General features: G+C 52.6%; 10 protein-coding genes. 1 reads left to right on the forward strand and 9 read right to left on the reverse strand.

All coding sequences use genetic code 11. The features are described 5' to 3' along the window. Window positions 1–397 precede the first annotated feature (397 nt). The 3 genes from INF58_RS16390 to INF58_RS16400 form a co-directional block, all read right to left on the reverse strand. On the reverse strand, window positions 398–619 hold the full coding sequence (locus INF58_RS16390) for a lipoprotein (RefSeq protein WP_003860364.1): 222 nt from the start codon (window positions 617–619) through the stop codon (window positions 398–400). A gap of 248 nt (window positions 620–867) precedes the next feature. Continuing rightward, window positions 868–3,981, reverse strand: coding sequence for an efflux RND transporter permease subunit (locus INF58_RS16395; protein ID WP_193528116.1), 3,114 nt, complete (start codon window positions 3,979–3,981; stop codon window positions 868–870). Window positions 3,982–3,992: 11 nt separating this feature from the next. Continuing rightward, a complete protein-coding gene (locus INF58_RS16400) occupies window positions 3,993–5,129 on the reverse strand; it encodes an efflux RND transporter periplasmic adaptor subunit (RefSeq protein WP_193528117.1) in 1,137 nt (378 codons plus the stop codon). Window positions 5,130–5,525: 396 nt separating this feature from the next. Here INF58_RS16400 and envR point away from each other — a divergent pair, with 396 nt between their 5' ends. Continuing rightward, window positions 5,526–6,173 (forward strand): acrEF/envCD operon transcriptional regulator, encoded by a 648-nt coding sequence (envR, locus tag INF58_RS16405; protein ID WP_193528118.1) that lies wholly within the window; start codon window positions 5,526–5,528, stop codon window positions 6,171–6,173. Here the strand turns inward: envR and INF58_RS16410 are convergent. From INF58_RS16410 to prmA, 6 genes are all read right to left on the reverse strand, one after another. Beyond that, window positions 6,168–8,252: a bifunctional diguanylate cyclase/phosphodiesterase gene (locus INF58_RS16410; RefSeq protein ID WP_193528119.1), complete on the reverse strand. Its 2,085-nt coding sequence runs from the start codon at window positions 8,250–8,252 to the stop codon at window positions 6,168–6,170. The two genes, envR and INF58_RS16410, sit on opposite strands and share 6 nt — an antisense overlap. Window positions 8,253–8,391: 139 nt before the next feature. After that, window positions 8,392–8,556 carry a DUF2556 family protein gene (locus tag INF58_RS16415; RefSeq protein ID WP_063450987.1) on the reverse strand — a complete coding sequence of 55 codons (165 nt, stop codon included), beginning with the start codon at window positions 8,554–8,556 and terminating at the stop codon, window positions 8,392–8,394. 177 nt (window positions 8,557–8,733) lie between these two features. Beyond that, on the reverse strand, window positions 8,734–9,030 hold the full coding sequence (fis, locus tag INF58_RS16420) for a DNA-binding transcriptional regulator Fis (RefSeq protein WP_000462905.1): 297 nt from the start codon (window positions 9,028–9,030) through the stop codon (window positions 8,734–8,736). A gap of 23 nt (window positions 9,031–9,053) precedes the next feature. Continuing rightward, a complete protein-coding gene (gene dusB, locus INF58_RS16425) occupies window positions 9,054–10,019 on the reverse strand; it encodes a tRNA dihydrouridine synthase DusB (RefSeq protein ID WP_006812176.1) in 966 nt (321 codons plus the stop codon). A 328-nt stretch (window positions 10,020–10,347) separates the two neighbouring features. Then, complete coding sequence (locus INF58_RS16430) at window positions 10,348–11,088, reverse strand: carbonic anhydrase (protein WP_193528120.1); 741 nt, start codon at window positions 11,086–11,088, stop codon at window positions 10,348–10,350. Window positions 11,089–11,225: 137 nt separating this feature from the next. Further along, window positions 11,226–12,107 (reverse strand): 50S ribosomal protein L11 methyltransferase, encoded by an 882-nt coding sequence (prmA, locus tag INF58_RS16435; RefSeq protein WP_017382703.1) that lies wholly within the window; start codon window positions 12,105–12,107, stop codon window positions 11,226–11,228. Window positions 12,108–12,118 lie beyond the last annotated feature (11 nt).

The following is a 12,118-nucleotide window of genomic DNA, read 5'->3' on the forward strand; positions in this document are numbered from 1 at the left end:
TGCCGAACTCAGAAGTGAAACGCCGTAGCGCCGATGGTAGTGTGGGGTCTCCCCATGTGAGAGTAGGGAACTGCCAGACATCAAACAAGTAGAAAGGCCGTCCGAAAGGATGGCCTTTTTGCGTTATGCGTACTGTTAAATTCCTCACTTCGTTAATCCCTCTCGCGAAATTCGCACATATCGGCGTATACCTATGCGTTTAACTGGCAAAATAGTGCGTATACATAAAGTAATCGAAACGCAGCAGGAATGAGGTTACTGGCAGGGTTAACTGTGTAAAGCAGGAAGCGTAGTAGGTATTAAATAGAGTTAATAGCGGATAAAGCCAGAATGGAAAATATAAGCGCTTACATCACAACAAAATAAAAGCGCGGACATCGCCGCGCTTTTAAAAGCCTTATTTAGTCAGAGCAACAATACCCAGCGTCAGGCCCGCTATTGCCGCGGCGCCACCGGCTATTGCACCTGCTGTTTCCCAGTTATCCTGGGTGGTGCCCTTCATGCAGGTATTGGTGTGAACCAGTCGGCCCTGATCGTCGTATACCGGTACACATGGAGAGTCGTGTGCACAGCCAGCAAGCAGCGCAGCGAGGAGTGCAACGGAAAGGAATCTTTTCATGATGTTACCTCAAAATAATCGCTTATTCGCTTCAGAGCCGATGCGGCAATTAACGAATTGATGATTATTTTACCACCGTGCTAATACCATGCAGAACGGTGAATAATCTCAATTTGTGTGGATTGTAAAAATCATGGAGAAAAGGAGCGGGTGGAGATAATTAATGGAGAAAATGTGAAGGACCGATATATTTATTCTGTTGTTTTTCGGAAATAAAAAAGGCACCCGAGGTGCCTTTTAATTTTTCATTAATCCTTGTGCTTTGTAAACCGTCTTCGGACAACCACAAAGAAAACAGGAACGAAGAAAATGGCCAGCAGCGTAGCTGACAGCATCCCGCCCATCACGCCCGTACCGACAGCGTTTTGTGCCCCACTTCCTGCACCACTACTGATTACCAGAGGCATAACGCCAAGGATGAATGCCAGGGAAGTCATCAGGATAGGACGCAGACGCATACGTGAGGCTTCCAGCGTGGCCTCGATAATCCCTTTGCCTTCTTTATCCATGAGATCCTTGGCGAACTCAACGATCAGTATGGCGTTCTTGGCGGATAAACCAATTGTCGTAAGCAGACCAACCTGGAAGTAAACGTCATTGTTCAGCCCGCGCACCGATGCAGCCAGAAGCGCGCCGATCACCCCCAGGGGCACGACCAGCATGACCGAGAATGGAATTGACCAGCTTTCATAGAGGGCAGCCAGACACAGGAACACCACTATCAGCGAAATGGCGTACAGCGCTGGAGCCTGATTACCGGAAAGACGTTCCTGGTAAGACATCCCCGTCCAGTCGTAGCCGATGCCGGAAGGCAGTTTCGACGCAAGACTTTCCATCAACGCCATTGCCTCACCGGTACTTTTGCCTGGCGCAGACTCCCCGAGGATCTCCATTGACGGCATCCCATTGTAACGTTCCAGACGGGGTGAACCGTACACCCAGTGAGAGCTGCTAAAGGCAGAGAAAGGCACCATTTCGCCGTTAGCGCTACGCACATACAGGCCGTTAATGTCTCCTGGCAGCATACGGAAGCGAGCGTCAGCCTGTACGTAAACTTTTTTCACGCGACCATGATCGATAAAGTCATTCACATAGGTGCCACCCAGTGCTGTTGAGATGGTCTGATTAACATCAGATACGCTCACACCTAACGCCTGTGCTTTCTCCTGATCGACATCCAGCTTGAACTGAGGCGTATCCTCCAGGCCGTTAGGACGCACGCGGACCAGTAAATCTGGATGTTCTCTCACCATGCCAAGCAGCTGGTTACGCGCCTGCGTTAGCTGCGTATGCCCCAGGTTTGCCTGGTCAATCAGTTCGAAGTCGAAGCCTGTCGCCGTGCCCAGCTCAATAATCGCGGGCAGGTTAAACGGAAATACAAGGCCATCTTTGATTTGGCTGAACGCTTTCGTCGCACGGCTGACAATGGCTCTAACGCCGTTTTCATCGCCCGGACGTTCTTCCCAGGGCTTCAGGCTGACGAACGCGATACCGGCGTTTTGGCCCTGGCCGCTAAAGCTAAAGCCGTTTACGGTGAAGACCGATTCAACGTTCGCTTTCTCTTTCGTCAGATAATAATCCTGAACCTGATCGAGCACCTGCTGGGTGCGCATCTGCGTCGCCCCTGCCGGCAGCTGAACCATCGTCATAAACACCCCCTGATCCTCTTCCGGCAGGAAGGAGGAAGGCAGGCGCAGAAACAGGACTGCCATGCCGCCGACGATGATGACGTATACCAGCAGATAGCGCCCGGTCTTACGTAAAATACCGCTCACGCTGTTGCTGTAGTGCTCCACGCTCTTATCAAAAAGCGCGTTAAACCAGCCAAGGAAGCCACCTTTCTTTTCATGATGCTCGCTGGCAACGGGTTTGAGCAGGGTTGCACAAAGCGCTGGCGTTAATATCAGCGCGACGAGCACCGACAGGGCCATCGCGGAGACGATGGTTAGCGAGAACTGGCGATAGATAGCCCCGGTAGAGCCTCCAAAAAATGCCATCGGTATAAACACTGCCGAAAGCACCATGGCAATGCCCACCAGAGCGCCCTGGATTTGTTCCATCGACTTCTGCGTCGCCTCTTTTGGCGGCAGCTTGTCCTCCACCATCACGCGTTCTACGTTCTCGACCACCACGATGGCATCATCGACGAGCAAGCCTATCGCCAATACCATCCCAAACATCGTCAGGGTGTTAATGGAGAAACCGAACGCAGCCAGTACCGCAAAGGTACCCAGCAGCACCACGGGCACGGCGATAGTCGGTATAAGGGTAGCCCGCAGGTTTTGCAGGAATAGGTACATCACCAGGAACACGAGAACGATCGCTTCAAACAGCGTCTTCACCACTTCATGTATTGAGATCTTCACGAAAGGTGTGGTGTCGTATGGATAGACAACTCTCAGGCCCTGCGGGAAGAAGGGCTGCAACTGCGCCAGTTTGCTCTTGATGGCGGCAGCGGTATCCAGCGCGTTTGCGCCTGTCGCCAGCTTGATCCCGAGCCCCGTCGCGGCCTGCCCGTTGATTTTGGTGACCATGTTGTAGTTTTCACCACCCAGCTCGATGCGGGCCACGTCTTTCAGGTGGACCATTGAACCGTCCTGGTTCACCTTCAGCGTCACACGGCCAAACTCCTCCGGCGATTTCAGGCGCGTTTGAGCAATAATTGAGGCGTTCAGCTGCTGACCCGGTACAGATGGCGTCCCCCCCAGCTGTCCCGCCGCAATCTGGTCGTTCTGGGTTTTCAGCTGGTTAATGACGTCCAGCGGCGTGAGCTGGTACTTATTCATTGCGTTGCTGTCCAGCCAGATGCGCATGGCATACTGCGCACCGAACAGCTGCACGTCACCGACGCCGGAAGTACGGCTGATCGCATCTTTTACGTTAGAAGCAACATAGTCGGAGATATCATCCTGAGTAAGGTTTTTATTATCCGACACGAAGCCCGCAACCAGCAGGAAGCTGCTGCTCGATTTTTCCACGCCGATCCCCTGTTGCTGCACTTCCTGCGGCAGCAGCGGCATGGCGAGCTGAAGCTTGTTCTGAACCTGCACCTGCGCGATATCAGGATCCGTACCCGACTCGAACGTCAGAGTGATGGTGACGTTACCGGCAGAATCACTGGTGGACGACATGTACATCAGATTGTCGATTCCGTTCATGTTCTGTTCGATAACCTGCGTCACCGTGTCCTGTACCGTCTGGGCATCCGCGCCAGGGTAGGTTGCTGTCACCGCAACCGCGGGTGGCGCAATGGTCGGATATTGCGCGACCGGCAGTTTTAAAATGGCCAGCCCGCCCGCAATCATCAGAATGATGGCGAGTACCCAGGCGAAAACAGGCCGTTGAATAAAGAAATTAGCCATGTCGATATCCCTTAACTGGCTGGAGTAGCGGCGGTATCAGGAATAGCCACGACGGTGACGCCAGGGCGAACTTTTTGCAGGCCGCTGGTGATGACGCGGTCGCCGTTTTTAAGGCCGTCCGTGACCAGCCACCGATCGCCAATCGCCTGCGGTGCAACGACAGTGCGAGATTCCACCTGATTTTTATCGTTTACCACAAGCACGGTGGCATCACCGCGGGGTGTACGGGTTACCCCCTGCTGGGGAACAAGAATGGCATCCGGCTGCGTACCTTCATCGATGCGCGCACGGACAAACATACCCGGTAACAGCATATGCTGAGGGTTAGGGAAGAGGGCGCGAAGGGTGATTGAGCCGGTACTTTCATCTACCGTGACGTCAGAGAACTGTAGCGTTCCTTTTAACGGATAAGGCTGGCCGTTTTCCATCAGCAGCTCGACGCTGCTGGTGTCGCCCTTTTGCAGGCTTGTCTGCTTCAGACGCATAAAGTCGCTGCTGGACTGGGTCACGTCGACATAAATTGGATCGAGCTGCTGAACCGTTGCCAGCGCAGTTGACTGACCATTCGTGACGAGCGCCCCTTCAGTAACGCTGGATTTACCAATGCGCCCGCTGATTGGCGATGTGACTTTCGTGTAGGCGAGGTTGATCCGCGCGCTTTCAACGCCAGCCTTCGCGGCAATGACGCTCGCATCCGCCTGCTGAGCGGTTGCCACCGCCTGATCGTACTCCTGCTTGCTCACATATTGCGTACCGACCAGCGGAACGTAACGTTTCACCGTCAGATGGGCAATGTTTGCCGCCGCCTGCGCTTTTACCAGTTCACCTTTCGCATTGTCGTAGGCTGCCTGATAGGTGGCAGGATCGATCTGATAAAGGGATTCACCCGCTTTGACATCGCTGCCTTCGGTAAAATTACGGTGCAGAATGATACCACTGACCTGGGGACGAACCTCCGCAACACGATACGCATCTGTTCTGCCTGGTAATTCCGTCGTTACGGCCAGCGGCGCGCTTTTGACAATATGAACATTCACCTGAGGGGCTTGCGCATGCTGCTGTGAATTTTCCTGCCCATCGCACCCGGCGAGCAGTGCGGCACAGACAATGAAACCGGATAAGGGTAAGCGTCTGAAATGATTCGTCATTACTGTTCCTTAAACTACCCCTAAACCGATAATTGCCGTGAATCGGTGAGAGGGTATGAGGCAAAAATAAAAATGTAGCTGCGTATAATAATGAGGGTATTTAATGTTTTTTAATTTATACGTGCTGGAGGGGCATTAAAAAGTAAAAATCAGAATCTGGCCCAGTACTTTCAATATGCAATTTCTGTCAGGATAACCAGCGCAAATGTTTTGGGTTCGCTTTATTCATGTATTTTGTGAATGCAATGCATTGAACTTATTTGACTGAATTATAAATTAAGCAAGTTGACTTTTTTTGTGCAAAATGAAAATCGGTTATGATGAATACTTTTATTTATCCGACCCCATCATTACGTTTGGTAGTGTATTAACCGTTTGAGCAATGAGTAGCAGGCTATGGCGCGTAAAAAGAAAGAAGAGGCTCAAAAGACCCGTCAGCAGTTGATTGAAGCCGCGATCGGGCTATTCGCGACGCGAGGCGTGGCTAACACCACGCTCACCGACATCGCCGATGCTGCGCAACTCACTCGCGGGGCAGTTTACTGGCATTTTTTGAGTAAAGCGGAAATATTTAACGCCATCTGGGAACAGCAATTACCGCTACGTGAGATGATTCGTGACAGGTTAGTGCTTTCCGAAAAAGATGACCCGCTGTTAATGCTTCGTGAACAATTTATCGTCGGGTTGCAATATATTGCAAGCAATCCCCGACAGTATGCTCTTCTACAGATTTTGTATCATAAGTGTGAATTTCATGACGATGTGATTTCAGAATGTGAAATACGAAAGCGGATCGGTTTAAACGATGATTATCTTCGCAGGACGCTGAGGCAATGCATTGCTCGTAACATCATCTCGTCACAAACGAATATTGAACTGGCGGTAATAGTTTTCCACGCCTTTTTTAGCGGAGTCATCAAAAACTGGCTCATGAACAGCAACAGTTTCAACCTGTACCAACAGGCGCCGGCGCTGGTGGATAATATTCTGGCGACGCTGCATATCACCCGAGTGACGCCAGTGGTTTACGATACGGCCTCATGACGGCGTCCGGGGTGGCGACATCTCCCCGTGCTGGCACTGTTCCGTAATCGCTTGCGCGGTAATCGGTTTGCCCAGCAGATAACCCTGTAGCGTATGACATCCCAGTTCTGTCAAAAACGCCTGCTGCGCTGCGGTTTCCACCCCTTCCGCCACAACCTTCAGATTCAGCGTTTTTGCCAGAGCGACAATCGCCGAGACAATCGTTGCATCTTCGCTCTCTCCACTTAACTCTTTCACGAAAGCGCGATCGATTTTTAACTCACAGGCGGGGAGCCGCTTAAGATAGAGCAGGCTTGAGTAACCTGTACCAAAATCGTCTATCGAGGCTTTTACGCCCGCATCCGTCAGCGCTGTCAGGACGCGAACGCTTTCGTCTGGATTGTTCATCGCCGTGGTTTCGGTCACCTCCAGGATCAACATACCGGGCGGTACGCTATGGCGCGTCAGACAATCGAGAACCGTTTTAACCAGCGTCGGCTGTTCGAACTGCAACGTAGAAAGATTCACCGCCATTGACCAGTCCGTGTGACCTTGAAGATGCCATTCACGCAGCTGGCGGCAGGCCTCGTCGATGACCCAGTTTCCAATGGGAATAATCAGCCCGGTTTTCTCTGCCAGCGGCAGAAACAGCTCGGGAGACAACAATCCCTGTTTTGGATGCTGCCAGCGTAACAGCGCTTCAAACCCAAGTACTGGCCCGGCAGGGGCGTGGAATTTAGGTTGATATAGCAGGCGTAACTCATTACGGTCGATGGCCTGCCACAGATCGTTCATCAACTGAAGATGCGTCTGCGCCAGCGTATTCATTGACGGCTGGAAGAAGTGATATCCGTTGCGACCCATATGTTTTGTGTGATACATCGCCGCATCAGCGTTAAACATCAGTTCACGATCGGTGTTGCCGTCGTGCGGATAGAGCGCGATGCCAATGCTCAGGGTGACCATCAGCTCGTAAGGATCGAGATGGAACGGGCTATCAATAACGCGCACCAGTGAATTGGCCAGTGAGGCAGCATCATCCGGGCTGTCAGTTTCGGCCAGCAGGACGAATTCATCCCCACCGATACGCGCCAGCGTGTACTGACCTTTCAACTGCAACAGCAGGCGCTGAGTCACGGCAACCAGAAGCTTGTCACCGACGTCATGACCGTAGGCATCATTTACGGTTTTAAAACCATCGAGATCCATAAACATCAGCGCGAAGGCGTTCCCCTCGCGATCGGCCTTGCTGATAGCCTGATCGAGACGATCCTCCAGCAGAATGCGATTGGGCAAACGCGTCAGCGTGTCATGTAACGCCAGCTGTGCGAGCTCGCGGTTAGCTTCTGCCAGCGATGAGGCCAGCAGCGAGGTACGAGCCTGAAGGCGGGCATCGAACATCGACACCAGTAATGTGATCCCCAAAATAGCAAGCGCGACCACGCTAACCAGTACCGCCAGCCAGCTACCGTTAATGCCATGATGGTGGACCATCGTCGACACCGGAAACTGGGCGGCTTCCATGCCGGCGTAATGCATACCAGCGATAGCGATGCCCATGGTGATCGCCGCCCCCAGCCGCATCAGCGCCATTTGTGCGGCTTCCTGTCGTAAACGGAACGTCAGCCAAAGAGCGGTCAGTGACGCGGCCAGTGCAATGACCACAGAGATGGTCACCCACGTGTTATCCCAGACAATACCCGGTGTGACTTCCAGTGCAGCCATTCCGGTGTAGTGCATGGCAACAATGCCCGTTCCCATCACGGCTGCGCCGGGGAGCAGCCGGTGCAGACGCAACTGCTCACCGCTAACGAGCCACAGGGCGAACATCGACGAGCTGATGGCGATAACCATCGAAAGCACGGTCAGGGCCGCGTTGTAGCTCATGCTCATGGAAAGATCCATCGCCAGCATACCGATGAAATGCATCGCCCACACGCCAATCCCCATCGACACCCCGCCGCCTGCCAACCAGACGCGCGCAGCGACGCCCTGGCTACCGGCAACGCGCGCAGCCATATTCAGTGCGGTATAGGCGGCAAGAATGGCGACAACAAAGGAGATGACGACGAGGATTTGGTTGTATTGGCTAACCAGCATGGTCTGTTCACTCGTTGGGGGATGTTAAGCAAGAGCGGTTGGAAAGGGCACAGACATTATCATCGTCAGGAAATGACGAAAAGTGATTTAAATCCCTGTTTTTATTAGGTGATAGCAGGGATGGCGCAGGGGGTAGCGGTTAGTCCAGCTCTGAACAGTTCACCAGTTTTAGCGGATTTACGGAATTCATATTGCGACATTTATCGGTTTCAGTGCTCATCAGTTCAATCCACTGCATCAGCAGCGCATCGAAAAGGAAAACAGAGACAGCAAAAACGACCAGCCACCAGTATTTACGAATCATGTGTCATTCCGCGAAAAGAGAGCCTGTAAGGTGCTGGAAATATACACGAAAAGCGGGCGTTGAAAAGTGGGGAACGAGAAGGTTTACAAAGGTTGACGGTCGCCCATTTGGGCGATAAAAAAGGCGCTTCCCCATGCCGAAGAGCGCCTTTTTAAACAAGCAGTTAGCTAATCGAAATTAGTTCATGCCGTATTTTTTCAATTTCTTACGCAGGGTACCACGGTTGATGCCCATCATCAGGGCAGCGCGGGTTTGATTACCACGGGTGTATTGCATCACCATGTCCAACAGTGGCTGTTCAACTTCAGCCAGTACCAGCTCATACAGGTCATTAACATCCTGACCGTTCAGTTGAGCAAAATAGTTCTTCAGTGCCTGTTTAACCGAGTCACGCAGGGGCTTTTGAGTCACCTGATCCTGAGAGTTAACGGTAGATACGGTCAGTACGTCAGAATTTACGCGTTGTTCGAACATAGTTCTGTCAGCTCTTTATTTCATTACGCAAGATTTTCGAAGTATGCCTCCAACGCCTCCAGCTGTTCGCTGGCATCCTCAATGGCGTTGAATGTGCGCCGAAACTGGTCATTTGGAGCGTGCTCCTGGAGATACCAGGAGACGTGTTTACGCGCAATTCGGTACCCTTTTGCCTGGCCGTAGTGGTCATGCAGTTCCCGAACATGCGAACAAAGCAAGCGCTTAACCTCTGCCAGAGGCAGCGGGGCAAGCAGCTCCCCAGTGTCCAGATAATGCTGGATTTCCCGAAAGATCCAGGGTCTTCCCTGAGCGGCACGTCCTATCATCAGAGCATCAGCTCCCGTATAGTCGAGCACAGCTCTGGCTTTAAGCGGGTCAGTAATGTCGCCATTCGCGATAATCGGAATGGAAACTTTCTGCTTAACTGCCCGAATGCTGTCGTATTCAGCTTCACCGTTGAACAAACAGGCGCGAGTGCGTCCATGAATGGTCAGGGCCTGAATGCCACAGTCTTCGGCCAGTTGGGCAATCTCTACGCAGTTACGGTGTTCCGGCGACCAACCCGTGCGAATCTTTAACGTAACAGGAACGTCCACTGCGCTGACAACCGCCGTCAGGATTGACTTCACCTGGTCGGGGTATTGCAGAAGGGCTGAACCTGCAAGCTTGCGATTCACCTTTTTGGCCGGGCAACCCATATTGATATCAATAATCTGGGCGCCACTTTCCACGTTAATACGCGCGGCATCTGCCATTTCTTCAGGCACGCTTCCGGCAATTTGCACGGTGCGAATACCTGGCTCATCAACGTGCACCATCCGTAGGCGGGACTTATCGCTTTCCCAAACCTGCGGGTTAGACGACATCATCTCGGAAACGGTCAGTCCTGCTCCCATCTCGTAGCACAGCGTCCTGAACGGCCGGTCGGTAATACCTGCCATGGGTGCTGCGATCAGGCGATTTCTGAGCTGGTGGTGTCCGATGCGCATGAGTTAAGAAATGACCATACTGTGACTGCAAGGCGGCGTATATTACGCATTTTTTGCACGAGATGAAAGGCCAAACTTTGAACAATCCACTGCTGTAGATCAATGAATCGCCAGTCATACTTTTGGGATAAGATTATTCGCTATTTAAATCATTGGGTTATGAATAAATGAACGTTTTATGGGCTCTTACAATTTCCCGTAACTTCTCATCATTTCTGAATAAATGAATCAATTGTCCGGGATAATCTGCTGCGATATGCAGCAGATTAGGGTGCTTCTTGCGATCTGTGTCGCCTTTCAGCACAGGATATCAGCGCAAAAAATCGACTTATTCAACCACCAGGCGGCCATGAAGCGGCTGGACCGGGCGGTTGTTATCGTGATGCATTGTGTGAGTTAATTTTTGCAGCTGTTCAGCAGAGACGGTCAGCGGCTGCTTAAGCACCAGCCACGTTACCCCTTCTGAGCACGGCGGCGTGGTCAGAGAGCCGCTGAAGCGCCAGTAGGTTTTATCCGCGGGCAGGAGTTTATTGATATCGAGGGTTGGCTTGATCGTGACGTTCTGGTCAACCTGTCCTGGCATCACGCTCCAGAGTTTATCCAGCTCAGCGTTTGCCGCACCCTGGTCGAACATAACGGCAACGACCGTCAGTTCGCCGTCAGCATTTTTGTGCACCAGATGCATTTCCATGGCGTATTTTTTACCGTGCACCGTGTTTTCGGATGGCGCATGGAAATGGAACTGTTGTAACGTCCAGGTCTGTTTATCAAGCGTGATGCTGTCGCGTGTATCGGCGTTTTCACTCGCCTGGATAGTATGGCCGTTGTTTGTCAGGGTGACGGGGCCGTCGATGTAGTGCGTTTCCAGCGGAGAGATATGGGCTTTAACCGTGCTATCAATGTTAATCGGCGACTGATACATCCCGCTTTTACACGTTTTATACGCCTCGTCCAGTTCGCCCCAGTGCTCCGGTGCGCCTTCTCCCTGATAGCTCCAGTGTGATGCGTAAGCCGAAGCCGACATCATGCTCAGCGCCAGCAGCGCTGCCTTGCCTGCAATATGTTTCATCGTATTCTTCCTGTGAATTTTATTATCCAAATCAATAATTAACATTATTGTTTGCAGGGTTATTTTATCGGAGAAAGGATGAAGGCGGGAGGGAAAACCGAAGGGGAAAGGCGTGGTCAGAGGACCACGCCAAATGCTTATTTTTTGCGACCGGTGATGCGGCACCACTCTTCTTTCTCGACGACCGGGTCGAGCGCAAAGAGATCGGCGTAGGCTTCGCAGACGCTGTCTGCCTGGCTTGCCAGAATGCCGGACAGACCCAGCAGGCCGCCCTCAACCGGCAGGACGCTGATTAACGGCGCCAGCTCGCGTAACGGGCCAGCCAGGATATTCGCGACCACCACATCGGCTTTCATGGCCTCTGGCTGTGCATCGGGCAGATACAGTTCAAGGCGATCGGAAACGCCGTTACGCTCGGCGTTATCACGGCTGGCCTGAATCGCCTGCGGATCGATATCGATCCCGATGGCTTTGGCCGCGCCCAGCTTCAGCGCCGCGATAGCGAGGATCCCGGAGCCGCAGCCGAAGTCGATCACGGTTTTGCCTTCCAGATCCAGCCCATCCAGCCATTGCAGGCACAGGGAGGTTGTCGGGTGAGTACCGGTTCCAAACGCCAGACCCGGATCGAGCATCACGTTCACCGCGTTTTCATCGGGAACCTCGCGCCAGCTTGGGCAGATCCACAGACGCTGACCAAACTGCATCGGATGGAAGTTATCCATCCACTCGCGTTCCCAGTCTTTGTCTTCCAGCTGTTCGATTTTATGCGCGAAGCCTGCGCCCAGCAGCGGATGGTTTTCCAGAATCGCCACCACCTCTTTCATGTCGGTTTCTGCATCAAACAGGCCGATAACGTCGGTATCGCCCCACAGGCGCGTTTCGCCCGGCAGCGGCTCAAAGACCGGCGTGTCATGGGTATCCTGGAAAGTGATAGAGACCGAACCGGCTTCCATCAGCGCATCACTCAGTTCTTCGGCGTTCGCGCCGGTTGTGTTCAGTTTTAATTGGATCCACGGCATGGCAAAACTCT

The sequence above is a fragment of the Enterobacter cloacae complex sp. P24RS genome (genome assembly GCF_014982165.1).
Lineage (GTDB): Bacteria > Pseudomonadota > Gammaproteobacteria > Enterobacterales > Enterobacteriaceae > Enterobacter > Enterobacter quasihormaechei.

Coding starts and splice junctions, on each gene's coding strand:
- prmA (WP_017382703.1), bottom strand. CDS start 12,107: ATGCCGTGGATCCAATTAAAACTGAACACAACCGGCGCGAACGCCGAA.
- INF58_RS16390 (WP_003860364.1), bottom strand. CDS start 619: ATGAAAAGATTCCTTTCCGTTGCACTCCTCGCTGCGCTGCTTGCTGGC.
- dusB (WP_006812176.1), bottom strand. CDS start 10,019: ATGCGCATCGGACACCACCAGCTCAGAAATCGCCTGATCGCAGCACCC.
- INF58_RS16410 (WP_193528119.1), bottom strand. CDS start 8,252: ATGCTGGTTAGCCAATACAACCAAATCCTCGTCGTCATCTCCTTTGTT.
- INF58_RS16415 (WP_063450987.1), bottom strand. CDS start 8,556: ATGATTCGTAAATACTGGTGGCTGGTCGTTTTTGCTGTCTCTGTTTTC.
- INF58_RS16395 (WP_193528116.1), bottom strand. CDS start 3,981: ATGGCTAATTTCTTTATTCAACGGCCTGTTTTCGCCTGGGTACTCGCC.
- INF58_RS16400 (WP_193528117.1), bottom strand. CDS start 5,129: ATGACGAATCATTTCAGACGCTTACCCTTATCCGGTTTCATTGTCTGT.
- INF58_RS16430 (WP_193528120.1), bottom strand. CDS start 11,088: ATGAAACATATTGCAGGCAAGGCAGCGCTGCTGGCGCTGAGCATGATG.
- fis (WP_000462905.1), bottom strand. CDS start 9,030: ATGTTCGAACAACGCGTAAATTCTGACGTACTGACCGTATCTACCGTT.
- envR (WP_193528118.1), top strand. CDS start 5,526: ATGGCGCGTAAAAAGAAAGAAGAGGCTCAAAAGACCCGTCAGCAGTTG.